Below are 24,007 nucleotides of genomic sequence, written 5' to 3'. Positions count from 1 at the left end.
CCGATAGAGTAGGGCCCGATAGGTGAGGGCCTGGAATTGAGGAGATGGAGAGCGCCTCAAGGCGCCCTCATTAAAGCTTTGCTTCCGCGGCCGCAACGACGGCGTCGGCGGTGATGCCGAAATGCTTGTAGACTTCCTTGACCGGGCCGGAAGCGCCGAAGCTCTTCATGCCGATGAAGGTGCCCTCCGGTCCGATGAACGCATCCCAGCCTTCGCGAACGGCGGCTTCGACGGCGATCTTGACCGGCGAGTTGCCGAGGATTTCCTTGCGGTAGGCTTCCGGCTGCTCGAAGAACAGTTCCGTGCAGGGAACCGATACGACGCGGACGGTGACGCCCTTGGCTTCGAGCGCCGTACGAGCCGCAACCGCGATTTCGACTTCGGAACCGGAGGCGAAGATCGTCACCTTGGCGTCGGCATTGCCGGCGAGCACATAGGCGCCCTGTTCGCAAAGGTTCTTTTCGCTGTATTCGGTGCGGGCTGCGAGCAGGTTCTGACGCGTCAGAGCAAGGCCCGAAGGACGGTTGTGCGTCTTGATGGCGATCTGCCAGCATTCCGCCGTTTCCGTGGCATCGGCCGGACGGAAGACCATCAGATTCGGGATGGCACGCAGACCGGCGAGCTGTTCGACCGGCTGGTGCGTCGGGCCGTCTTCGCCGACGCCGATCGAGTCATGCGTCAGGACGTGAATGACGCGGATGCCCATCAGCGAAGCAAGGCGGATCGGCGGGCGGCAATAATCCGAGAAGATCAGGAAGCCGCCGCTGTAGGGGATGAGGCCGCCATGCAGCGCAATGCCGTTCATGGCAGACGCCATGCCATGCTCGCGGATGCCCCAATGCATGTAACGACCGGCGAAATCCGTCGGGGTGATCGAATGCATCTGGCTGGTCTTGGTGTTGTTCGACGGCGTCAGGTCGGCGGAGCCGCCGAGCGTTTCCGGCAGGAAGCCGTTGATGACCTCGAGCGCGTCTTCCGAAGCCTTGCGGGTCGCAACCGTCGGCTTGGTCTCGGCGAGCTTCTTCTTGTATGCGCTGATCGCGGCGTCGAAGCCTTCCGGCAGCTCGCCTGCCATGCGGCGGGTGAACTCGGCCTTGGCCGGAGCCTTGGCGAGGCCGTCTTCCCAAGACTTGACGAGCTCGACGGAGCGGGCGCCGGCTGCACGCCAGCTGTCGAGGACATCCGACGGGATGACGAAGGCTTCGGCTTCCCAGTTCAGCGCCTTGCGGGTGGCTGCGATTTCTTCGGCGCCGAGCGGGTTGCCGTGGACCTTGTGGGTGCCTTGCTTGTTCGGGGCGCCAAAGCCGATGATCGTCTTGCAGGCGATGAAGGTCGGGCGGTCGGAATTGTGGGCAGCTTCGATCGCGGCTGCGATGGCGGCCTGATCGTGACCGTCGATCTCGATCGTGTTCCAGTGAACGGCCTTGAAGCGGGCGATCTGATCGGTGGAATCCGACAGCGAGACGGCGCCGTCGATGGTGATCGAGTTGTTGTCCCAGAACAGAACGAGCTTGTTGAGCTTCAGGTGGCCGGCGAGCGCGATGGCTTCATGGCTGATACCCTCCATCAGGCAGCCGTCGCCGCAGATCGCATAGGTATAGTGATCCTGGAGATCGGAACCGAACTCCTCGCGCAGCTTGCGTTCGGCAATCGCCATGCCGACGGAATTGGCAATACCCTGGCCGAGCGGACCGGTCGTCGTTTCGATGCCGGTCGCGTGACCGTATTCCGGATGGCCGGCGGTCTTCGAGCCGAGCTGGCGGAACTGCTTCAGATCTTCGATCGTCATGTCAGGATAGCCGGTCAGATACAGCACCGAATAGAGCAGCATCGAGCCATGGCCGGCCGACAGCACGAAGCGATCGCGGTTCGGCCAGTGCGGCTTCTTCGGATCGAACTTCAGATATTTGGTGAACAGGACCGTTGCCACGTCAGCCATGCCCATCGGCATGCCGGGGTGGCCGGAGTTCGCCTTTTCAACGGCGTCCATGGCGAGAAAACGGATCGCATTCGCCATCCGGTCGTGTTGTTCGGGAGAGGTCATGGCTTTTCCGCAAGTTCCGGGTGTCGGGGGATGGCCTCGAGCCTCCAAGACCATCGAGTGAAAGCGGCAGAGACATAGCAGTTGGGACGGGCAAGTCAATAAATGGCGGGCCAAATCCGGGCGAACAGCGGCGATTTTTGACATTTGATCGCGCGATTGTACAAATGACGAATCTGATGTGACGAGCATGTGTAAAACGCTCATCCACAGGATAGGCTGGCAGACAAGTGACAGGATTTATTGACGGGCCGTCGGCGAGCTGCATATCCTTTTGAAATCGCAGGATCGGCGCGGCGTGCCGATTCGCGGATCCTGCGCGGGAATCGGAAAGACATGATGCCCACAGGCAAAACCATGGAAGCAGCGCTCAACGAATTGAGACAGGCGATTTCGAGCCTCGAAAACGCCGTCGACATGCGTGTCGAGCGGCAGCGCGAGCAGGGCGAGATCGAGGGCGAGGTGCGACGCGTGCACGCAGACCGTTCGCGGCTGGCGCAGGAGCTCGACCAGGCCGAATTCCGCGCCAACCGGCTGGAAGAGGTCAATCGCGAGGTATCGCGGCGACTGGTGACGGCGATGGAAACGATCCGCGCAGTTCTGGATCGCTGATAGAAAGAGTTTGGCATGGCGCAGGTGACGGTAACGATCGACGGCAAGGCCTATCGCATGGCCTGCGAGGAAGGGCAGGAGGATCACCTGACCGATCTTGCCACCCGTTTCGACCGCTATGTCGGCCATCTCAAGGACCAGTTCGGCGAAATCGGCGATCTCAGGATCACCGTCATGGCCGGCATCATGATCGTGGACGAGATTGCCGAGCTGACGCGCCGCGTCGCCGGATTGGAATCCGAACTCGAGTCGCTGCGCGGCAATCGCGATACGGTGCTTGCCGCGACCGCCCGGACCGAAGAAAATCTTGCGGCAGCGCTGAGTGAGGTGTCGAGCCGCATCCGCGGCATCACCGACAAATTGAACGGCCGATCCGCTCCCGAACTGAATTGATCTCAATTAAATAGGGGCGGCCTTCCGTCGCCACTGGCGCGCCAGCGCAAACAACCTTATATATCGCCATGCGGTCTGCGCCTCTCGACAGGAACCACAATCCCTGGGGCCATACTCGATCCAAAGGGAGCTGTCCCTGGCCAGGCCCGTGGGCCTGGACACACGGCGCCCACCTACGTTTGTAGGCACCCAGGATCGTAAACATCCACCGGTGGTCGTGGATCGCACCCTTCCCTTTTATCGTCGGCAGGGATCCCGGATGTGGCGGGCGAACGCGCGGCTACAGCGCCGCGCGTCTTTTCAGACGCGCAAAGGACGCTGTAGCACTCTAAATTGCTGCATAATTTTATCCTTAAATCGATTCCGATTTAAGGAATTATGCAGAACGCGTCCGCCCTTTTCACTGCGCGACTACTTCTTCAGGCCTGGAAGGGTGACCTGGAAGACCTGGAACATGGTGTCGACGTCGGCGCCGCCGTCTCCCTTGTAGGCTGCACCCACCTGGAAACCATCCTGTGTCAAGAAGTCGTTGTCATTGGCGACGAAGAGGAAGTAGTCGTCCGGCAGGTTCGGGTCGAGAACGCTCGCAAGGCCCATGGCTTCCCATTTTTCCGACAGATTGTTCTTGTCGTTCGGCGCGCCGTTGTGCAGGCCGAAGCGGGCGAGGTCGGCCTTGTCGTTGAGGTCGATGAACGGCGTCAGCATCGCCGGCGTCAGCGAGGGATCGACGACGCCCTTCGGCGCGATCGGCTTGCCGTTATCGAAATCGCTGCCGGCAATGTCGGTCGCGGCGGAAACGTCGACAATACCGACCTTGCGGTAGAGCGAGGTGTCGCCTTTCAGGCCCTGACCGTTGCCGCTGTCGCGGGCGAGCATCAGGAAGGTCTTGTCGGACAGGGCGACTATTTCGCTCTCAGCGGCGATCGTCGTCTTGTCCTTGGCGTCCTTGAAGACCGGCAGCGGCACGACATACTCGTGCACCAGTTTCAGATGATCGGGATCGGCGGCGTCATAGATCATGGCGCGGGTGTTCTGCCGGGTCGAGCCGGAATCTCCGCCGTCCTGGCGGGCGGCCGATTGCAGCACAGCGATGATGAACTTGCCGTCCGGCGTCATCGCCATGCCTTCGACACCCTGGTTGTTCTGGCGGCCGGTCTCCGGGTCCTTCGGGTCCGGAGCGGATGCGCCGGGGCCAGGATTGTTGGAGGCGAAGCTCAACGCGCCCTTGCGCGTCGGCAAAAGCGCTTTCGGCGGCTGGGTGGCAGACAGCAGGTGGCCGTCGGCCGAGAAGTGATAAATATAAGGGCCATATTCATCACTGACGAACATGGTGCCGTCGGCCATGCGGATGATGGCTTCATTGTCGAGCGCGATCTTGCCGTTCGTCGCCTGCGGCAGCGGCGGAAAATCGCCGGCAGCGGGGCGGACGCCGGATTCCGGGTCGAGACCCGTCATGTCGCCACCCTTGTCGTCGACGAAGAGTGTGGAATCGACGAGCTTTGCGTCGATGCCCGACTGTTCCTTGCCGGCCTCGGGTGCCGCACTCGGAGCGGTCGGCGTCAGGCCGATCGAGATGGTGTTCAGGCGCGGCCGATAGTCGACGGTGCCGACGGCGTTGTAACCGCGGTCGGGCAGCAGGTAGAGTGTGCCCTTGTAGCTGGCGCCGTCGCGGCTCCAGGCGGCGGGATCGACTGCCATGCCCGAGCCGGAACCGAAGGTCTCGCCGAATTTGTCACGCTGGTTGGCCGGGATACGGCCGATGCCCACCAGGCCCTTGTTGACGAAGGTGAGGCCACCGACGGTGGCGGAATTCTCGGCACTCGCGACGCCTGGAATGGCGGCGGATGCGGCGAGAACCGCGGCGAACAGCCGCGATGCGTAAGGTCTGAGATTCTTCATGGAAATACCCTCTCGGTCAAAAGCGCTCTCGAAACGGCTTCCGCCCGCAGGCTGGACACCGCTTCAAATGACACCCCGGCCTGGATTCGATATCCCGATGGCACAACACGCCCTGGATTTCGTCGCCCCATATCCCCGGCAGACGGTCTATGACGGGATCATGATATCTGGATGACACTTACTTCTCAGTGAGAGCGTCGCGCTGGAGAGGATGTCAGCTTTCGGGTGTCCGCATTCCAGCTCGCTGCTCTATCCGACCGGCTAAGGCCCTTCGGCAAAGACCTCGTCGTGGTAGCCCTTGGAGCCGACATCCAACGCCATGGGGCTTCGCCACTCCCCGTTGTCGCGCAGGCAATCGAGCACGAAACGGAAATCATATCGCGGCTGCCAGCCGAGTTCCCGTCTTGCGCGTTCATTGACATAGACGCGGTCGAGCGCCGGAAACATCTTCCAGCCGCGTGATGCGTAGAGGGCGCCTGCACCCGGGAACAGTCGTTCGACGACATAAGGCGCGTCGTGCCTGATCGCGGCAAGATCACTTGCCGAAAACGGCGTCGTGGCGGAGACGATGTAGCGGCCAAAGCCGATTGCCGGCGCCTTTTCCAGCGCCAGCAGATGGGCGCCGACCACATCGCTGATGTCGACGCGGCGGTGAAGAAGCTCGTTGGCCTGGGCATTCTCTGCCGAATAGCCGTTGCGAATGTGAGGATCGTCGTCGTTTTCAGGAAAGAAACGCGACGTCCTGAGAATCACCACCGGCAGACCGGATTTGCGGGCGAAGAGTTCGCACAGGCCTTCGGCGGCGAGTTTCGATACGCCGTAGATGTTTTTCGCGACGGGAAGTACGTCCTCGGTCACCCATGCCGCCGGTTCGCCGGCAGCCGGCGTCAATGCGGCGCCGAAGGTGCTGGTGGTGCTGGTGAAGACAAAGCTTGCGACGCCTGCGGTGGTCGCCTCTTCGAGCAGGTGCAGAGTGCCGGCGATATTGGTGTCGAGGAAATCGTAATTGCCGTGGGTCGCTACATGCGGCTTGTGCAGCGTCGCGGCATGGATGACGTGGCTGATGCCCGACATCGCCTGCCGGACGAGGGCGCGATCACTGATCGAGCCGACCATGTCGGTGAAAGCCGAGGGCTTGATATCGATGCCGCGCACCCACCGGCTTTCCGCCCTCAATGTTCGCATCAGCGCCTCGCCGAGATGGCCGGCACTTCCCGTCACCAGTATCGTCATCACATCGTCTCCTGACCGTTCGGCGGCGGACGCTATAAAGACTAAGGTTTCCAGACAACGCATAAATTATGCATGGGAATGCAGGAAAGCTGCAGGCTCAGCCGATGGTCGTGACGAGGCGGCCGGCGCTGCCATCGGAAAGCATGATCCTTTCCCAGGTCACGCGGCCGGCGGCGATCGGCAGCAGCGTATTGCCGTTGGCGCCGGTATCAAGCGTCAGCGACGAGAGCCTGCCCGCATGCCAGCCGCGCTCCTGCAGCGACTGCTCGGCGACGGCGATCTCGGCGGAAGCGTAGGAGAACAGAGAGCGGCCGAGAAAGGCGCCGAGCGGCGCCCGCCATTCCGCCTGCCGCGGGCGGGAGGCGGAGAGCAGCCGGTGGGTGCGGTCGCAGATCAGATGCAACGGCCGGACGGAATCCTCGACCAGCCGCTTCAGCGCCGCATCGACTGCTGCATGTCGCGGCGAGGCGAAAATCCGTTCCAGCTTGACGACTTGTTCGGGTGATAGGGCGAGCTGATCGCGCTCCCAGCGTGAGATCGTCGCCTGGTTGACGCCGAGGAGCTCGGCGAGATGTTCCTGCTTCATGCTGCGCAGCAGCCGCATGCGGCGTATGCCGGCTCCCGATATCGTCATCCCGTCTGATCCCGTGCCGTTTTTGGCAGCATAAGGCTTCGGCGGACCGGGCGGCAAGGCGGTTTGACGCCGGGTCATTGTTCGGGCTGACCTTCCAGGTCGCCTTTCAGCCGGTCGAGGATAGAGAGCGCATGGCCGGCATAGGCGCTGATCCAGCGGTCATAGATGTGCTTGATCGGCAGGCTGTTCAGGTGGTTCCAGCGCTCGCGGCCCTCCTTCCTGGCGATGACCAGATCGGCCTCCTCCAGCACCTTCAGATGCTGCATCACCGTGCAGCGATCCATCTGCGGAAACATCTCGCAAAGGGTCCCTGTGGTTCGGGGGCCATCCTTGAGCAGATCGAGGATTTCGCGGCGGCGATGATGCGCCAGCGCCTTGAAGACAGGGTCGTCGGTTGATTCGCTTGACATGTTATGTTTTTATAACATAATGGCGCCAAGGACAATGGAACAGACACACTGGAGAAGAGGAGAAGTGTCATGTCTCTCGGAATCCGCATTTCCGGCCGTGTCGGCCGCCCCGTTGCAGAGGTGTTCGATGCCGTCGTCAACCCAAAGAAGCTCAGCAGTTACTTCACCACGATCGGCGGAGCGAGTGCGCCGCTCGTGAAGGGCACGACGGTGACCTGGTGGAAGGATGCGCCGGTCGAGGTCGTCGAACTGGTGCCGGAGAGCCGCATCGTGCTGCGCTGGGATGGTGGCACCGGCGAGGACGAGGCGAGGTACAAGACGCTGGTCGAGATGAACTTCAAGCCGTTGGAGGATGGCGGCACCTTGGTAACCATCGCCGAGACGGGCTGGCGCGAAGACGATGCCGGCCGGCGCGGCACCTATCTCAACTGCGAAGGCTGGACGCAGATGCTCTGCTGCATGAAGGCTTTCGTCGAATACGGCATCAATCTGCGCGAGGGCATGTTCCTCAGCGAAATGAAGGGTGAGCCGGCCAGCGCGCCCGATGTTTGAACGAGTGCGCCGGTCTCAGGCAGATCGGCTGCGCAATCGTCGCATTCGCCAATATCACCGAGACTTCGCTTGCCTGTCACACTGCGGGTGCTAATTTCCGGATTCGATACTTCATTTCGGTTTCCAGGAGATTCATTATGCAGCTTGGCATGGTTGGTTTGGGCCGCATGGGCAATTATATGGTCCAGCGCTTGATGCGAGGCGGTCACGAATGCGTCGTCTACGACGCTAGGCCGGAAAGCGTTGCCGAGCTCGCAGGCCTCGGTGCGACCGGCAGTGCTTCGCTCCAGGAATTCGTCTCGAAGCTCGCCCATCCACGCGCCATCTGGCTGATGCTGCCGGCGGCGATCGTTGACAAGGTGCTGGCGAGCCTGGTGCCGCTGCTTGAGAATGGCGATATCGTCATCGACGGCGGAAACTCTTATTACCATGACGACATCCGCCGCGGCGCCGACCTCATCACCAAGGGCATCCACTATGTCGATGTCGGCACAAGCGGCGGCGTCTTCGGCCTCGAGCGCGGCTATTGCCTGATGATCGGCGGCGAGAAGGGTATCGTCGAACACCTTTCCCCGATCTTCGCGACGCTGGCGCCTGGCGTCGGCAAGACGGAAGCCTCGCCGAACCGGAGCGCCGAAGCGGCTGCGGCCAGCACCGCGGAGCAGGGTTACCTGCATTGCGGCCCGCATGGCGCCGGTCATTTCGTCAAGATGGTGCACAACGGCATCGAATATGGCCTGATGGCCGCCTATGCCGAAGGCATCAATATTCTGAAGCACGCCAATATCGGCGCCGCCTCGCACGAGACCGATGCGGAAACCGCACCGCTCGCCCATCCGGAACATTTCCAATATGATTTCAACCTGCAGGATGTCGCTGAAGTCTGGCGCCGCGGCAGCGTCATCACCTCGTGGCTGCTCGATCTTACGGCCGATGCACTGCATGCCGATCCCGCACTTTCGAAATATGCCGGTCGCGTCTCGGACAGCGGCGAAGGCCGCTGGACGATCATGGCGGCAATCGACGAAAGCGTGCCGACGCCGGTGCTGAGCGCTGCGCTCTATGGTCGCTTCTCCTCGCGCGACAATGACGAATTCGCCAACAAGGTGCTGTCGGCGATGCGCGCGGGCTTCGGCGGCCACGTGGAAAAACCGGCCGCGAAATCCTGAAGGCAAGCGACTTCACTCACCGTTCCGACAAAGCCGTCGTTCTGAAATAGTGCGCGCGGCGTTTCGTTTCGAGGCGGCGGTGACCTTTCCTAGCCATCAGTATGGTTTTCCTACTGCTTGCTGGTGGCAACGGTCGCGAGTATCCATTGCAAAATGTCGGCGCTGCTTTGCACAAGCGACCGACATTTCATTGGAGGCGGTCATGGAGCGTGGCATGGCAGGGGGCTTGAAGGCCGTCATATTCGGCATACTGGCATTGCTTGCGCTTTTTTCGGCGGTTTCGCCTGCCTTTTCCCAGACGCCGCCAGCGCAAGTGCCGGCCGCGGCCGCCCCGCCGGCCGAGGTGCGTCAGATGATGGAGCTCATGCAGACTCCTCAGGTCAAACAATGGATGTCGACGCAAATGGCGACGGCGCCCGCGAGCGATTCGGCGGCCAGCGACCAGATGTCGGTGCTGTCAGGTCTGCTCCAGCACGCCCGCCGGCACGTCTCGATGGTCTCCGATGCGGCGATGACGCTGCCCTCGCAGGTCGGCCATGCTTCTTCGCTGTTCTTCGGTGAAATCGCCGCCACCGGCTGGTCGCGCATGGTGGCGCAGTTTCTGGCGATTTTCCTGCTCGGCACCATCGTCGAGCGCATTGCCCGCTATGCCTTCCGCCGCCGCCGTCAGGCGGCGCAGATGGCGGGCATGCATCTCGCCCCGCGCGTCATACCGGCGCTGATCTTCGCGATGGCGACGGCACTTGCTCTTCTCAGCGTCAGTTGGCCGCCGGTCAGCCAGAGCATAGCGATCGTTTGCGTTGTCGCGCTTGTGGTCCAGCGCTTCACGATTTGTCTCGGCGGCGTACTGGTCGATCTCATCGGGCTGGCGCGGGTGGAGGAGGAAAGGCAGGGTAACCCCGCTCCGATCATGCCGGCGCGCGCAGTTGCATTCTTCTGGTATCGGCGCTGTGCGACTTTCGTCATCTATTTCATTTTCGGCTGGGCGGTGATCCAGTCGATGGAGCCACTCGGTTATTCCGCGAGTGTGCGGCTCCTCGTCGGCTATATCCTGGGCATCGGCCTGTTGTTGATCGCCATCGAGGCAGTCTGGTCGCGGCCGCACAAGGACGAGAAGCGTGGTCACGGGACCTCTTGGGCGCTCACCGTCTATTTCCTGTTGCTCTGGAGCCTCTGGGTCGCAGGCTTCAACTGGCTGCTCTGGCTCGGCATTTACGTGCTGCTGCTGCCGCGCGTGCTTGCCGTCTCGACGATTGCGGTAAAGTCGCTGCAGCAGACCGAAGCGAGCTTCCTTGCCACGCGCCGCATTGCAGCCGTGCTGCTCGACCGTGGCGTGCGGGCGCTGATCATTGCCGTTGCCGCCATCTGGCTTGGGCATATGCTCGGCGTCGGTGCCGATACCATGGCCGCGGGCGAAACGATGATCGACAAGATCGCGCGCGGCGTGATCGGCGGCATCGTCATCCTGCTTGCCGCCGATCTGCTCTGGCATGTCATCAAGGCCTATATCGACGGCAAGCTGCTCGATTCATCCGTGGATGGCGGAGCAACGGATGAGGAAAAGGCCAAACGCGCGCGGATACAGACGCTGCTGCCAATCTTCCGCAATATTCTCGCCGTCGTGATCGCCGTCATTGCCGTTCTGATGGTGCTCTCCGGCCTCGGTATCGAGATCGGGCCGCTGATCGCCGGCGCCGGTGTCGTCGGCGTCGCAGTCGGTTTCGGCGCGCAGACGATCGTCAAAGACGTCATCAGCGGTATGTTCTATCTCTGGGACGATGCCTTCCGCATCGGCGAATATATCGAAAGCGGCAGCCACAAGGGCGTGGTCGAGGCCTTCAGCCTACGCTCGGTGAAGCTCAGGCATCATCGCGGACCGCTGACGACGGTGCCGTTCGGTGAACTCGGCGCGGTGAAGAACCTCAATCGCGATTGGACGATCGACAAGATCAGCCTCAACGTCAAATACGACACCGATCTCGTCAAGGCGAAGAAGGTGATCAAGCAGATCGGCCAGACGCTGCTCGAAAATCCGGAATTCGGTCCTCATATCATCGAGACGTTGAAGATGAAGGGTGTCGAGCAGTTCGGCGAATTCGCGATCGAAATCCGGCTGTCGATGATGACGAAGCCCGGCGAGCAATTCGTCATCCGCCGCAATGCGCTGGCGATGATCCGCAATGCCTTCCAGGAAAACGGTATCGAATTCGCCGTGCCGACGGTGCAGGTGGCAGGCGATCGCGACGCGGAGGTGGATGCTGCCGTCGCGCGCTACGCCGCACATGCGCGGGCGGGCGGCGAGCCGGCGGCATGAACCGCCTCACATCGCGCCGGCGGCCGCGATCAGCAGGCCACCGATGATCGCCATGTTGGTTTTCCAGGTATTGATCGCGCTGTCGCGCGCCGTTCCCTGCATCTCCCAGAAATTCAGCAACATGACGGTGGCCGCCAGCGTGAAGACGATGAGACCGAATGCCGCTGCCGCGACAAAAAGGCCGAGCATCAGCAGGATGCCGGCGACGATCTGGAACATGCTGCCCAAGACCAGCACCCATTTCGCAAAAGGGACGCCGCGGGTTTCGATCGCCTCGGTCAGCGGCACGATGACGAAAAAATGTTGAATGCCGCCAGCGACATAGAGGCCACCCAGCAGCAGACGCCCGAGGGCAAGCATCACGAAGGCCGGACCATCCTGCATATCGAACCATTCTCCCGCGTCTCAACTCTCCATCGAGCGCAAGGCTCTGCCGAAGCTTACGAAAATGCAATGTGCTGCGCCGCTCGCCTGCGCAAATTCGCCCCAATTGAGGATGATTGAGGCGCAGGCGGCGGGGCTGGGGTAGCGGCGGCATGGCTTCATAGAGCTTATATGCCTTTCATGTTACGTCATCTGAAATGATTCCCGCCAAGCTGGCAGTTGCAGCAGGGTACGAGAATGTCGGGGCACGGCAATTTGGAAGAGATTGAAGAAACGGACGGGTTTTCTTTTGGCGGTCTATTCAGACGGTACAGAACGCCGCTGCTGGCAGCCGCATCACTGGTGGTCTTCTGCCTCGTCGGTTACGCGATTATGCAGCTCACCAACGAGGTGCGCTATGACGACGTCGTCGGTGCGCTCGCCGCCACCAGGCCGAGCGCGATCCTGCTTGCGTTGTTCTTCACGGCGCTCAGTTTCCTCGCACTGATCTTCTACGATCTCAACGCCATCGAATATATCGGCAAGAAGCTGCCCTTTCCGCATGTCGCGCTGACGGCGTTCAGCGCCTATGCCGTCGGCAATACCGCCGGTTTCGGCGCCCTTTCTGGGGGGGCGATTCGCTACCGCGCCTATACGCGCCTCGGGCTCTCGCCGGAGGATATCGGCCGCATCATCGCCTTCGTCACGCTGTCCTTCGGATTGGGGCTTGCGGGCGTCGCGGCAATCGCTCTCATCGTCATCGCCGACGAGATCGGCCCGCTCGTCGGCGTGAGCCCCTTCCTTCTGCGGCTGATCGCCGGTTCGATCGTCGCCATTCTGGGCGCGGTGATGATCATCGGCCGTGACGGGCGCGTGCTCGATCTTGGCCCTGTGGCAATCCGCCTGCCGGATTCGCGTACCTGGTCGCGGCAGTTCCTGGTCACCGCCTTCGATATCGCCGCCTCGGCCTCCGTGCTCTATGTGCTGCTGCCGCAGACGGCCATCGGCTGGCCGGTCTTCCTCGCCGTCTATGCGATCGCCGTCGGTCTCGGCGTGCTCAGCCATGTTCCGGCCGGGCTCGGCGTGTTCGAGACCGTGATCATCGCCTCGCTCGGCAGCGCGGTGAACATCGATGCCGTGCTCGGATCGCTGGTGCTCTACCGGCTGGTCTACCATGTGCTGCCGCTGCTGATCGCCGTGCTCGCGGTCTCGGCGGCGGAATTGCGTCGTTTCGTCGACCATCCGGCCGCCTCCAGCATGCGGCGTATCGGCGGACGGCTGATGCCGCAGTTGCTGTCGGCTCTCGCGCTGCTGCTCGGCGTCATGCTGGTGTTTTCGAGCGTCACGCCGACGCCGGACCAGAACCTCGAATTCCTCTCCAACTATCTGCCGCTGCCGATGGTTGAGGGCGCGCATTTCCTCTCCAGCCTGCTGGGGCTAGCACTCGTCGTCGCCGCGCGCGGCCTCGGCCAGCGGCTCGACGGCGCCTGGTGGGTTGCCGTGTTCTCGGCGCTTGCCGCGCTGACTTTGTCGCTGCTGAAGGCGATCGCGCTCGTCGAAGCCGCATTTCTCGCCTTCCTCATCTTCGGGCTTTTCGTCAGCCGCCGGCTCTTTACCCGCCAGGCCTCGCTGCTGAACCAGGCGTTGACGGCGTCCTGGCTGATGGCGATCGCCGTGATCGTCGTCGGCGCAGTCGTCATCCTGCTCTTCGTCTATCGTGACGTCGAATACAGCAACCAGCTCTGGTGGCAGTTCGAATTCACGGCCGAGGCGCCACGCGGGCTGCGCGCCGTACTCGGCATCACCATCATCTCGTCGGCGATTGCCGTCTTCAGCCTGCTCCGGCCGGCGAGCTTCCGGCCGGAGCAGGCGACGGACGAGGCGCTGGTGCGTGCCGTCGAGATCGTCATGAAGCAGGGCAATGCCGACGCCAATCTGGTGCGCATGGGCGACAAGAGCATCATGTTCTCGGAAAGCGGCGACGCCTTCATCATGTATGGCCGGCAGGGCCGCTCCTGGATCGCGCTGTTCGATCCGGTCGGCGACCATCGCGCCGTGCAGGAACTCGTCTGGCGTTTCGTCGAAGCGGCGCGCGCCGCCGGCTGCCGGGCCGTGTTCTACCAGATATCGCCGGCGCTGCTGTCCCATTGCGCTGATGCCGGCCTTCGCGCCTTCAAGCTCGGCGAACTGGCGGTGGCCGATCTCAGGACCTTCGAGATGAAGGGCGGCAAATGGGCGAACCTTCGCCAGACGGCAAGCCGCGCCCAGCGCGACGGGCTGGAATTCGCCGTCGTCGAACCGCAGGACGTGTCTTCGGTCATCGATGATCTAGCCGCCGTTTCCACGGCCTGGCTCGAGCATCACAATGCCAAGGAAAAGGGCTTCTCGCTCGGCGCCTTCGATTCCGATTATGTCTCGTCGCAGCCGGTCGGCATCCTGAAAAAAGACGGCAGGATCGTCGCCTTCGCCAATATCCTCGTGACCGAATCCAGACAGGAGGGCACGATCGATCTCATGCGCTTCTCGCCGGACGCGCCGAAGGGCTCGATGGACTTTCTCTTCGTGCAGATCATGGAATATCTGCGAGGGCAGGGCTTCACCCATTTCAATCTCGGCATGGCGCCTCTCTCCGGCATGTCGAAACGCGAGGCGGCGCCCGTGTGGGACCGCATCGGCAGCACCGTCTTCGAACATGGCGAGCGCTTCTATAACTTCAAAGGCCTTCGGGCATTCAAATCCAAGTTTCATCCGCACTGGCAACCGCGCTATCTTGCGGTCTCCGGAGGGGGCAATCCGATGATTGCGTTGATGGACGCGACATTTCTGATTGGGGGCGGATTGAAAGGGGTAGTGAGAAAATGATCAGGACAATCCTTCTTGCCACGGCATGCGCCTGCATGCTCGCGGCCGCACCGGCTGATGCCGCCGAGGAGACCACCCAGAGCTTCGAAACCGGGCTCATCCCGTCGCCGCACATCTTCCTGCCGGAAGGGGAGGTGAAGGGCACGGTGATGCTGATCTCGGATGCCGCCGGCTGGGGCGACTATGAGAAGGCCGAAGCCGACAGGTTGGTCGCCGAAGGCGCCGTCGTCATCGGCGTCGACTTTCCATCCTATATCCAGGCGCTCAGCCAGTATGATGTCAGCCTCAACGACGGCTGCGTCTACATGGTGTCCGACATCGAATCGCTGAGCCAGCAGGTGCAGCGCGCGACCGGCAACAACGCCTATCACCTGCCGATCGTCGCCGGCATCGGCGAGGGCGGGGCCCTAGCGCTGGCAATCGCCGCGCAGACGCCGGATGCGACGATCGGCCAGACACTTGCCGTTAATCCGGTCGCCGGCATTCCGCTTGCCAAGGAGCTTTGCACGCCGGCGTCCAAGCAGGTGGTCGGCGAACGCACGGTCTATGGCCTCAGCGACGGCGTCCTGCCGGACCCGATCGTTACCGTCTTCACGCCTGATGCCAACAAGGATGGCCGGGCGCATGCCGAGGCGCTGAAGAAGGCCCATGACGCGATCGAGATCCGCGAATCCACCGACGATGCGCAGACGGCGTTTGCCGATACGCTCGACGATCTCGTCACCGCCTCCGGCGCCTTCGGCAACCCGCTTGGCCTGCCGCTGGCGGTGCTCGAGGCAACGCCGGCCCTCGATACGATGGCGGTGATCTATTCCGGCGACGGCGGCTGGCGCGACATTGACAAGGAGGTCGGCGGCACGCTGCAGAAGGAAGGTATTCCGGTCGTCGGCGTCGATTCGCTCCACTATTTCTGGAAGGAGCGCAAGCCGGAGGAGACAGCCGCCGATCTTTCGAAGATCATCGATTTCTACCGCAAGCAGTGGAAGGTGAAGCATGTGCTGCTCGTCGGTTATTCCTTCGGCGCCGATGTCGTGCCCGCCACTTACCAGCTCCTCAAGCCAGCCGAAAAGTCGGCGGTGGCGCAATTGTCGCTGCTGTCGCTTTCGCACGAAGTCGACTACGTCATCTCCGTTCTCGGCTGGCTCGGCCAGAAGACGGAAGGGGCGGGAGGCGATCCCGTCGGCGATCTGAAGAACATCGATCCGAAGCTCGTGCAATGCATCTATGGCAAGGACGACGATGACGATGTCGCCTGTCCGGCGCTGAAGGATAGCGGCGCCGAGGTCATCGAACTGCCGGGCGATCATCACTTCGACGAGAATTACGACCTTCTCACGAAGACGATCATCGACGGCCTGAAGAGGCGGCTGCAGGATTAATGCATGTCGCCCAAAAGTGTACAGCGGTTTTGGGACCACGACAGGCATCAAATAAAGACTTAAAGCGCTAGCGCGTCCCGCAGGACGCGCTAGCGCATCAGCGTTTCTTCGTTCCAGCCGAGCGCGGCGAGTTCCCTACCGCGGAACCTGGCATCGTCGGCAACAATGAATTCGTCGAGTTGCGGCGGAGCGACGCTGGTGCCGGAGAGCATCGCATGCACCTGTCCGCGATGGTGGGTCTGATGCTGGAAGAGGTGGCCGAGCACGTCTTCCATCCGCTCTTCCTGGATGCGGGCGCCGCGATGGAGGCTGATGGTCGAGGTGAGCTTCTCCGGCGTCAGGGCCTCGCAAAGTGCCGTCAGGCGCTGATCGACCTTCGCCTGCGCGTCTGCCAGCGAGGAAACGTCATCGAAGGGTTCGTCGACCTCGAAGGCCTTGAGCCCGAGCGTGCCGCCTTCCAGGGCGTCGACATAGAACCAGTCGACCGTGATGATGTGGTTCAAGGTTTCCCTGATCGAGGGGAAGAAGCTGGTGCGTGGCGCTTCGAATTCGCCGGGCTTCAATGTCGCGCAGGCCTGAAGCAGACGGCGGTTGGCAAGGGCGTTGTTATAGGCAAGTTTGCGGAATGGCCTGACAGGATCGAAGGTCGGCATCGGCGCATCTCCTCTTCAAGTGCTTTTGGCTACGGCGCCGCGCCTTTTGAGGCGCGCAAAGGACGCTGTAACACTTTGAATTGCTTGCGTCAGTTCTTGTCATCCAGATCGCCGTCCCGCCAGACGAGATGACGTGGCGCGACGGGCAGGCTCTCTATTTCATCGGCGATGAAATAGGGCGGGATGTCGAGTGCGGTCAGGGCATCACGCGTTGCGGGCACCCATTTGAATTCGAGATGGTTGTCGCCGTCCTCGATCCGATAGATGATTTCGCCCGGCCGGAAGGGGAATTCCGGCGGGATCTCCATCAGATAATAGAGACCGAGTTCATGCCAGTCGCGCTGTTCGTAGTGGAAGAAGTTCTCGACGATCCACAGCAGGCGGAAGACAGTGACTTCGACGCCCAGTTCCTCCACCATCTCCCGCTTCAGCGTTTCCTCCGACGTCTCGCCGATTTCTGCCCTGCCGCCCGGAAAGGTCCAGAAGGGCTCATGCACGGCGCGATGGACGAGCACGTGGCCATCGCGAAAGCCGAGGCCGGCGATGCGATAGTTGAAACGCTCAGCGCCCGCATTCAGGCGAATGAGAGTGCGCTTGGTCATGCCATTCTATCCAAGATCGATCACGACAATTTCCGGCGGTACGCCGAAGCGCACCGGTGCGATGGAGCAGCCGAGGCCGCCGGAAACGATGATATTACGCCCCTGCTCGATCATATGGCCATAGGCGTAGCGGTTACCGTAGCGCGAGGGCACGATCGGTGAACGGCCGAGGAAACGGATCTGTCCGCCATGGGTGTGGCCCGATAGCGTCAGCGACACGCGCTCAGGCACGCGCGGAAAGATATCGGGTTCATGGGCAAGCAGGATGACGGGCGCATCGTCCGTAACCTGAGCCAACGTTCCATCGAGATCGTCGAGGCCAAGCATCTGCGTGCGGCCCCACTTCCGGCCCGGCAGCAGCGCCAACTGATCTTCGAGGCCTGCCAGCCAAAAGCCGCGGCCATCCTTTTCGAGCCGAACAGCGTGGTTGCCATAGACCGGGATGCCGACGTCGGCGAGGGCTCAGTGTCCGAATGTTTCCATCCCGCCGTTCTTCTGGGCGGTCCTGTCCTCCCACCAATCGTGGTTGCCCATGATCGCATGGACGCCGAGAGGGGCCTGCAAGGTAGAGAGCGCCTTCGACCATTGGCTCGAATGCACGTACTGCGTCACCATGTTCATGCCGGCGGCGTAATCGCCGAGCAAGACGGTGACGTCGCCGTCGAGTTCATTCGCCCTGTGGCATATCGCGGCAATGCGGCTTGCCGACATCCAGGGTTCACAGGCATGGACATCGGCGAGCGCAACGACGCGCAGTTTGAGCCCTGGCGTCCAGCCCGGCGGCGTCAGCTGGTAGCGGGTGATGGCGAGACGCGCGAGCGGTTCATAAGCGAAGGCATAACCACCGAGCGACATGACGCCTGCGACACTGCCGCCGAGAACCTTGAAAAATCCGCGGCGGGTGATCACTCAGTTGTCCTCCTGGAACAGCCGGAACTGCGCAGCCTCCATATCCTTGGGTGGTTGCATTCCCAGATGTTTCCACGCGATTGCGGTCAGAACACGGCCGCGTGGCGTGCGCTGAATGAAACCCTGCTGGATCATGTAGGGCTCGATGATGTCCTCGATCGCGTCGCGCGGCTCGGAAAGGCCGGCGGCAATGGTTTCGATGCCGACCGGGCCGCCGCCGAAATTGACCGCGATCATGTTGAGGTAACGTTTGTCGAGCTGGTCGAAGCCGACATTGTCGACCAGCAGGCGGGTCAGCGCCTCGTCGGCGATCTCGCGGGTGACGGCTTCTGCCCTTGCCACCTCGGCAAAGTCGCGCACGCGCCGCAACAGCCGGCCGGCGATGCGCGGAGTGCCACGGGCGCGTCTTGCGATCTCGCGGGCGCCCTCCTCGGTGATCGGCAGGTTCATCAGCCGCGCGCCACGGCGCACGATCAGTTCCAGCTCCTCGACGGTGTAGAAGCTCAGGCGCACCGGAATGCCGAAGCGGTCGCGCAGCGGCGTCGTCAACAGGCCGAGGCGGGTGGTGGCCGCCACCAGCGTGAATTTCGACAGGTCGATCTTCACCGAGCGAGCGGCAGGGCCTTCCCCGATGATGAGGTCGAGCTGGAAATCCTCCATGGCCGGATAGAGGATTTCCTCGACGGCGGGGTTAAGGCGATGGATCTCGTCGATGAAGAGCACGTCGCGCTCCTCGAGATTGGTGAGCAGGGCGGCGAGATCGCCGGCCTTGGCGATCACCGGGCCTGACGTCGAGCGAAAGTTGACGCCGAGCTCTTTGGCCATGATCTGCGCCAGTGTCGTCTTGCCGAGGCCGGGCGGACCGACGAAGAGCACATGGTCCAGCGCTTCGCCGCGGTTTTTCGCCGCCTCGATAAAGACCTTGAGATTGGCGCGCGCTTCCGCCTGGCCGGTGAACTCGTCCAGCGATTGCGGGCGCAACGTGATATCAAGGTCTTCGCCCCGCTTTTCCGGCGATATCAGGCGGGCGGGTTCGCTCATGCTCTCATTCCGTTTTGAAACCTGTCACACCAATACACCAAAAAACGGCTGCCTCGACATCCCATCATCGGTTTTCCGGCTTTTCACCGCGCCAATTCCTTCAATCCCAGCCGGATCAGCTTGGCGCTGTCGGCGCCATCGCCTGCCGTCTTCATTGCAGCGGCAACCGCATTGGCGGCCTGGTCGCGGGAATAGCCGAGGTTGGTCAGTGCGGACACCGCGTCGGCGACCGGCGCGGCCGCGACGCCTTCGCCGAGTTCCTGCTTGAGAGCGATATTGATCGCTTCGCCGGCAAAGGCCGGCGCCCGGTTCTTGAGCTCGGTGACAAGACGCATCGCCACTTTCGGACCGACGCCCGGCGCACGCGAGACGGCGGCGCGGTCCTGCAGGGCGATCGCATTGGCAAGTTCGCCTGGCGTCAGCGTCGAGAGCACGGCGAGCGCCACCTTGGCGCCGACGCCCTGGACGCTCTGGAGCAGGTTGAACCATTCCCGCTCCAGCGCAGTCATGAAGCCGAAGAGCCGCAGTTGGTCCTCGCGCACATAGGTTTCGATAAACAGCACGCAGGCCTCGCCGGCCGAGCCGAGCTTGGACAGGGTGCGGGCCGAGCAATGGGCGACGTAGCAGACGCCGTGCACATCGACGAGCACATAGTCTTCGCCGATCTCGTCTATGGTGCCTTTCAGCTTGCCGATCATGGGTCGGGATCTCTCAGCAGATGGGAACAAGTCAAGTATAGATTAACCGGCCAGTGCCTGGCGCATCCGGTTGCTGCCGCGATTATGCGCATGGCAGATGGCGATCGCCAGGGCGTCGGCGGCGTCGTTGCCCTTGAATTCGACTTTCGGCATCAGGATCTTCAACATCATGTGGATCTGCTGCTTTTCGCCATGGCCGACACCGATGACGGCCTTCTTGACGGCGTTCGGGGCATATTCAGAGACCGGCAGCCCGGCACGTGCCGGCACCAGCATGGCGATGCCACGGGCCTGGCCAAGCTTCAGGGTTGCCACCGCATCCTTGTTGACGAAGGTCTGTTCGACGGCGGCTTCATCCGGCTTGTAGCTGTGGACGATCTCCGCCAGGCCGTCGTGCAACTGGCAGAGACGGGATGCAAGGTCCATGTCTCCATCAGAGGTCACGGTGCCAGATGCCACAAACCGCAGGGAATTGCCTAATGTCTCGATGATTCCCCAGCCGGTGCGGCGAAGCCCGGGATCGATGCCGACGATGCGAATCGTATTTTGCATGGTTCAACCTATAGCGATTGCGAAATAACTGCCATCGATATGTGAACAAAACAAAAACGTTCCCGGATTTCGGCCCCGCCATTTACCGCGAATTAAAACAGATGCCTGAATTCTAGTCATCAAATACGAGAGGGGCTTCTTTTGGCAAAGAGTTAAGCCTCCGATGTTCTGTTTACAGGTCAGTTGATCAGGCATGCGCTGCGTGCCCGCGCTGGCAGGCGCGTTCAGAAGGGGTTCGTCGTACATGGCTCAGAGATTTCAGTCCCTGTCCTTCAAGGTCATCGTCACATTCATTCTGATGACCGTGCTGTCGATTGCGGTCATCGATGTGCTGGCCTATTTCGCCAGCAGCCGCATTTCCGACGAGCAGGCGCTGAAGGCCAAGGAAAGTGTGCTGATTTTTCGCGGCGACATGCTGCAGGATCAGCTGACGCAGCTTGAAAACCAAGCCAATTCCATCGCGCGCATCGAGGCGCTGCAGATGTCGATCACCAATCTGAAGAGCGGCTGGAAGACCATCGAGAAGACTGCGGGCGATGCCCGCGCCGAACTGAAGAAGGTTTTCATAGCAGGCAACCCCAACCCCGCCGACCAGCGCGAGAAGCTCATCAAGCCGGAAGGGCCGAGCGGCTTTTATTATTCGAGCCACGAGAAGACGCAGGGCGAAGTCGCCCGCGACCTTGAAGATACCGCCTTCAGCGATCTGCTGATTGTCGATCTCGAGGGTACCGTTCTCTATTCCTATAAGAAGGAAGACGACTTCGCCGAGAATCTGAAGTCGGACGCCTGGAAGGCGACCGGCGCCGGCATCGCTTTCGCCAAGGCGATCGAGAATACCGCCAAGGCGACCGATGATGCTGCGCCGACAGGCTTTTCCGGCCTTCGTGTCGATGCCGGCAGCGGCAAGTCTGCGATCTTCTATGCCGTGCCGATCGTCAAGCTTGGAGCGGCCAAGGGCATCATTCTCTTCAAGGTGCGGGACGAGATCGTCACCGGCATCCTTGCCAAGGGCATCGTCCAGGGTAGCACGGCGCGGGCGGCGATCGTCTCCGGCGATGGCTCCGCCGTCGGTCTCGACGCGAGCGGCAAGCTTGCGACGCTCGATGCGACACCCTTCACCTTCATCAAGAGCGCGCTTGCCAGTTCGGCGATGACGGTTGCCGATTTCAGCCGGGCGGATGGCGCGGCCCGCGCCTATGTCCGCGGCATCGACTATCGCGGCGACCGCTTCCTCGTGGTCGAGAGCGTGCTTCTGAGCGAGCTCAATGCCGGCTCGATCGAGATCGCCACCCTGCTGACGATGATCGGCATCGGCGTGCTCGTCGTCATGGCGATCGCGACCGGGCTCGTCACCAATTTCCTGTTTTCGCCGCTTGCGCGGCTTGCTGGCGTCACCCGCGATGTCGCCGACGGCAAGCTCGACAGCGAGATCGACAGCCTGAACCGCAAGGATGAGATCGGCACGATGGCCAACGCGCTCGACCGCTTCCGCCACTCGCTGATCGAAAGCCGCGAGCTCGAGGCCGCCAGCGAAGAGACCCGCCTGCAGGCCGAACACGACCGCCAGCAGAATCTGGTCGAGCGCGAGGCCGAGGCCAAGACGCTGCAGCAGGTGGTCGAGGCGCTCGACGAGGGGCTGCATCATCTAGCGAATGGCAATCTCGCCTACCAGATCGATACCCGTTTCCCGAACGAACTCGAAAGTCTGCGTGTCAACTTCAACGAGGCACTGGCGACGCTCAGCGAAACCATGACGGCAATCGGAGGCAACTCGATGGCGGTGCGCGCCGGCTCTGAGGAGATGCGCACCGGCGCTGACGAACTTGCCGGTCGCACCGAGCGCCAGGCCGGCTCGATCACCGAGACGGCGAATGCGATCAGCGCCATCACCCAGTCGGTCCGCCGGCAGATCGAGCGAGCCGAACAGGCCGAGCGCATCGCCCGCGACGCCAAGAAGGAGACGACCGGCTCCGGCCAGATCATGCGCGAGACGATCGCGGCGATGGAGGCAATCCAGGCCTCCTCGCGCCAGATCAACACGATCATCTCAGTCATCGACGACATCGCCTTCCAGACCAACCTCCTGGCGCTCAATGCCGGTGTTGAGGCGGCGCGCGCCGGTGAATCCGGCAAGGGCTTCGCCGTCGTCGCCATGGAAGTGCGCGAGCTTGCCCAGCGCTCATCGAGTGCGGCCAAGGAGATTTCCAGCCTGCTGCAGAAATCGACGCATGAGGTCGAAAGCGGCGTTACGCTTGTGGAAAAAGCGGGCGTTGCCCTGACGGGCATCGGCGCTCATGTCGAGGCGATCAACGGGCAGATCAACGAGATCATGGGTGCGACCCGCGAGGAGGCCAATACGCTGCGTGAGATCAATAGCGCCGTCGCAGAACTCGACACGATGACGCAGCAGAACGCCTCGATGGTCGAGGAGACGACGGCGGCGATCCACCGGCTGGCGACGGAAGCCCTGGAAATGGACCGCCAGCTCGGCAATTTCACGCTACCGCATGGCCATCACCAGCCGAGCGCCGAGGTGCATGTGCTGCGCCGTCAGCGGTAAGCCACACCTTTCCACATTGCATAAGGGTCGCGCTCGCGCGGCCTTTTTTGTTTGCGTCCATGGTTTGGAATGGCGCGGGCGCGAACCTACATAGACGGCATCGTCCAACTGCCCGGCAGGTTTCCCATGGTTCCCTTCTCCATACTCGACCTTTCCCCCGTTGCCGAAGGCAGCACCGTGCGCCAGTCCCTCGAGGGCTCGGCGCGGATGGCTGTGAAGGCCGAGGAGTTCGGTTACAAGCGCTTCTGGCTCGCCGAACATCATGGCATGCCGGGGATCGCCAGCGCCGCCACCGCCGTCGTCATCGGCCATGTCGGAGCTGCGACAAAACGCATCCGCATCGGCTCCGGCGGCATCATGCTGCCCAATCATTCGCCGCTCGTCATCGCCGAGCAGTTCGGTACGCTGGAGGCGCTCTTTCCCGGCCGCGTCGATCTCGGCCTCGGGCGCGCGCCGGGAACGGACATGCGCACAGCACAGGCGCTGCGGCGCAACCTCGAGGCCGGTGCAAACAGCTTCCCGAACGATGTTGTGGAACTGCAGCAACTCCTTGATACACCAGTCGAGAACCGGGCGATCCTCGCAGTTCCCGGCAACGGTTCACATATCCCGATCTGGCTGCTCGGCTCCAGTCTCTACAGCGCCCAGCTCGCCGGCATGCTGGGGCTTCCCTATGCCTTCGCCTCGCATTTCGCGCCTGACATGCTGCTCGATGCAATCGCGATCTACCGTGACCGCTTCCAGCCCTCGGCGACGCTCGACAAGCCGCATGTGATGGTCGGTGTCATGGGCGCGGTGGCGGCGACGGACGAGGAGGCGCGCTACCATTTCAGCTCCGCCCAGCAGCAGTTCGTCAATCTGCGCCGCAATGTCCGCGGCCCGTTCCCGCGTCCGGTGGCCGATATGGGGGATTTCTGGTCGCCGATGGAAAAGATGAATGTCGAACACACGCTCCGTTATGCCGTGGTGGGATCACCGAAGACGGCGGAGGCGAAACTGACTGAGTTTCTGCGGGAAACGCAGGCCGACGAGGTGATCATCTCGATGCCGATCCACGACATCGAGGCGCGGCTGACATCGGTGGAACTATTCGCAGGACTCGGAAATTTCATGCGGGCGGCCGCTTAGGAC

Annotated in this window: 20 protein-coding genes, 1 other RNA gene and 1 pseudogene; 10 read left to right on the top strand and 12 right to left on the bottom strand. The window is 62.2% G+C overall.

Annotated features, from left to right (window positions below; genetic code table 11):
* Window positions 1–70: 70 nt before the first annotated feature.
* Window positions 71–2,044: a transketolase gene (gene tkt / locus CUJ84_RS18575; protein ID WP_105007292.1), complete on the bottom strand. Its 1,974-nt coding sequence runs from the start codon at window positions 2,042–2,044 to the stop codon at window positions 71–73.
* Between the two features lie 333 nt (window positions 2,045–2,377).
* On the opposite strand from tkt, the gene CUJ84_RS18570 reads away from it, so the two are divergent.
* The 3 genes from CUJ84_RS18570 to ssrS all read left to right on the top strand — a co-directional run bounded on the left by CUJ84_RS18570 (window position 2,378) and on the right by ssrS (window position 3,274).
* The gene (locus CUJ84_RS18570) at window positions 2,378–2,653 is read left to right on the top strand and encodes a DUF4164 domain-containing protein (RefSeq protein WP_012758879.1); all 276 of its coding nucleotides are present in this window, start codon (window positions 2,378–2,380) and stop codon (window positions 2,651–2,653) included.
* Window positions 2,654–2,668: 15 nt separating this feature from the next.
* Window positions 2,669–3,046, top strand: a complete 378-nt coding sequence (locus tag CUJ84_RS18565) for a cell division protein ZapA (protein WP_018243466.1) — start codon at window positions 2,669–2,671, stop codon at window positions 3,044–3,046.
* Window positions 3,047–3,115: 69 nt separating this feature from the next.
* A non-coding RNA gene (gene ssrS, locus CUJ84_RS18560) (6S RNA) lies at window positions 3,116–3,274 on the top strand.
* 183 nt (window positions 3,275–3,457) lie between these two features.
* Here ssrS and CUJ84_RS18555 read toward each other — a convergent pair.
* From CUJ84_RS18555 to CUJ84_RS18540, 4 genes are all read right to left on the bottom strand, one after another.
* Window positions 3,458–4,945 carry an esterase-like activity of phytase family protein gene (locus tag CUJ84_RS18555; protein WP_105007291.1) on the bottom strand — a complete coding sequence of 496 codons (1,488 nt, stop codon included), beginning with the start codon at window positions 4,943–4,945 and terminating at the stop codon, window positions 3,458–3,460.
* Between the two features lie 261 nt (window positions 4,946–5,206).
* Window positions 5,207–6,178 carry an NAD-dependent epimerase/dehydratase family protein gene (locus CUJ84_RS18550; protein WP_105007290.1) on the bottom strand — a complete coding sequence of 324 codons (972 nt, stop codon included), beginning with the start codon at window positions 6,176–6,178 and terminating at the stop codon, window positions 5,207–5,209.
* 97 nt (window positions 6,179–6,275) lie between these two features.
* Window positions 6,276–6,812: a helix-turn-helix domain-containing protein gene (locus CUJ84_RS18545; protein ID WP_105008236.1), complete on the bottom strand. Its 537-nt coding sequence runs from the start codon at window positions 6,810–6,812 to the stop codon at window positions 6,276–6,278.
* A 74-nt stretch (window positions 6,813–6,886) separates the two neighbouring features.
* Entirely contained in the window at window positions 6,887–7,222 is a 336-nt protein-coding gene (locus CUJ84_RS18540; RefSeq protein WP_105007289.1) for an ArsR/SmtB family transcription factor, read from the bottom strand.
* 69 nt (window positions 7,223–7,291) lie between these two features.
* On the opposite strand from CUJ84_RS18540, the gene CUJ84_RS18535 reads away from it, so the two are divergent.
* The 3 genes from CUJ84_RS18535 to CUJ84_RS18525 all read left to right on the top strand — a co-directional run bounded on the left by CUJ84_RS18535 (window position 7,292) and on the right by CUJ84_RS18525 (window position 11,257).
* A complete protein-coding gene (locus tag CUJ84_RS18535) occupies window positions 7,292–7,774 on the top strand; it encodes an SRPBCC domain-containing protein (RefSeq protein ID WP_105007288.1) in 483 nt (160 codons plus the stop codon).
* Window positions 7,775–7,911: 137 nt separating this feature from the next.
* Window positions 7,912–8,943 (top strand): phosphogluconate dehydrogenase (NAD(+)-dependent, decarboxylating), encoded by a 1,032-nt coding sequence (gene gnd, locus CUJ84_RS18530; RefSeq protein ID WP_105007287.1) that lies wholly within the window; start codon window positions 7,912–7,914, stop codon window positions 8,941–8,943.
* A 202-nt stretch (window positions 8,944–9,145) separates the two neighbouring features.
* Window positions 9,146–11,257, top strand: a complete 2,112-nt coding sequence (locus CUJ84_RS18525) for a mechanosensitive ion channel family protein (RefSeq protein ID WP_105007286.1) — start codon at window positions 9,146–9,148, stop codon at window positions 11,255–11,257.
* Window positions 11,258–11,263: 6 nt separating this feature from the next.
* On the opposite strand, the gene CUJ84_RS18520 is transcribed toward CUJ84_RS18525, so the two are convergent.
* Window positions 11,264–11,641, bottom strand: a complete 378-nt coding sequence (locus tag CUJ84_RS18520; protein WP_105007285.1) for a DoxX family protein — start codon at window positions 11,639–11,641, stop codon at window positions 11,264–11,266.
* A 237-nt stretch (window positions 11,642–11,878) separates the two neighbouring features.
* Here CUJ84_RS18520 and mprF point away from each other — a divergent pair, with 237 nt between their 5' ends.
* Together mprF and CUJ84_RS18510 are read left to right on the top strand one after the other, a co-directional pair.
* A complete protein-coding gene (mprF, locus tag CUJ84_RS18515) occupies window positions 11,879–14,482 on the top strand; it encodes a bifunctional lysylphosphatidylglycerol flippase/synthetase MprF (RefSeq protein ID WP_105007284.1) in 2,604 nt (867 codons plus the stop codon).
* Entirely contained in the window at window positions 14,479–15,861 is a 1,383-nt protein-coding gene (locus CUJ84_RS18510) for a virulence factor family protein (protein ID WP_105007283.1), read from the top strand. The genes mprF and CUJ84_RS18510 overlap by 4 nt, the downstream gene beginning before the upstream one ends.
* A gap of 89 nt (window positions 15,862–15,950) precedes the next feature.
* Here the strand turns inward: CUJ84_RS18510 and CUJ84_RS18505 are convergent, their stop codons facing one another.
* The 6 genes and pseudogenes from CUJ84_RS18505 to ruvC all read right to left on the bottom strand — a co-directional run bounded on the left by CUJ84_RS18505 (window position 15,951) and on the right by ruvC (window position 20,316).
* Window positions 15,951–16,514: a DinB family protein gene (locus CUJ84_RS18505; protein ID WP_105007282.1), complete on the bottom strand. Its 564-nt coding sequence runs from the start codon at window positions 16,512–16,514 to the stop codon at window positions 15,951–15,953.
* Between the two features lie 89 nt (window positions 16,515–16,603).
* Window positions 16,604–17,116, bottom strand: a complete 513-nt coding sequence (locus tag CUJ84_RS18500) for an NUDIX hydrolase (protein ID WP_105007281.1) — start codon at window positions 17,114–17,116, stop codon at window positions 16,604–16,606.
* A 6-nt stretch (window positions 17,117–17,122) separates the two neighbouring features.
* A pseudogene (locus tag CUJ84_RS18495) lies at window positions 17,123–18,025 on the bottom strand (metallophosphoesterase).
* Window positions 18,026–19,066 carry a Holliday junction branch migration DNA helicase RuvB gene (gene ruvB / locus CUJ84_RS18490; RefSeq protein ID WP_003552548.1) on the bottom strand — a complete coding sequence of 347 codons (1,041 nt, stop codon included), beginning with the start codon at window positions 19,064–19,066 and terminating at the stop codon, window positions 18,026–18,028.
* Window positions 19,067–19,149: 83 nt separating this feature from the next.
* Entirely contained in the window at window positions 19,150–19,764 is a 615-nt protein-coding gene (ruvA, locus tag CUJ84_RS18485; RefSeq protein WP_027683208.1) for a Holliday junction branch migration protein RuvA, read from the bottom strand.
* Window positions 19,765–19,806: 42 nt separating this feature from the next.
* Window positions 19,807–20,316, bottom strand: a complete 510-nt coding sequence (gene ruvC, locus CUJ84_RS18480) for a crossover junction endodeoxyribonuclease RuvC (protein ID WP_018069006.1) — start codon at window positions 20,314–20,316, stop codon at window positions 19,807–19,809.
* A gap of 244 nt (window positions 20,317–20,560) precedes the next feature.
* Here ruvC and CUJ84_RS18475 point away from each other — a divergent pair, with 244 nt between their 5' ends.
* Both CUJ84_RS18475 and CUJ84_RS18470 read left to right on the top strand, forming a co-directional pair.
* The gene (locus CUJ84_RS18475) at window positions 20,561–22,876 is read left to right on the top strand and encodes a methyl-accepting chemotaxis protein (RefSeq protein WP_105007280.1); all 2,316 of its coding nucleotides are present in this window, start codon (window positions 20,561–20,563) and stop codon (window positions 22,874–22,876) included.
* Window positions 22,877–23,002: 126 nt separating this feature from the next.
* Window positions 23,003–24,004, top strand: coding sequence for an LLM class flavin-dependent oxidoreductase (locus CUJ84_RS18470; protein WP_105007279.1), 1,002 nt, complete (start codon window positions 23,003–23,005; stop codon window positions 24,002–24,004).
* Window positions 24,005–24,007: the final 3 nt, after the last annotated feature.

The organism is Rhizobium leguminosarum, assembly GCF_002953715.1.
GTDB lineage: Bacteria > Pseudomonadota > Alphaproteobacteria > Rhizobiales > Rhizobiaceae > Rhizobium > Rhizobium leguminosarum_V.
Note: the sequence above shows the minus strand (reverse complement) of the source record. Positions and strands in the feature narration are given on the sequence as shown.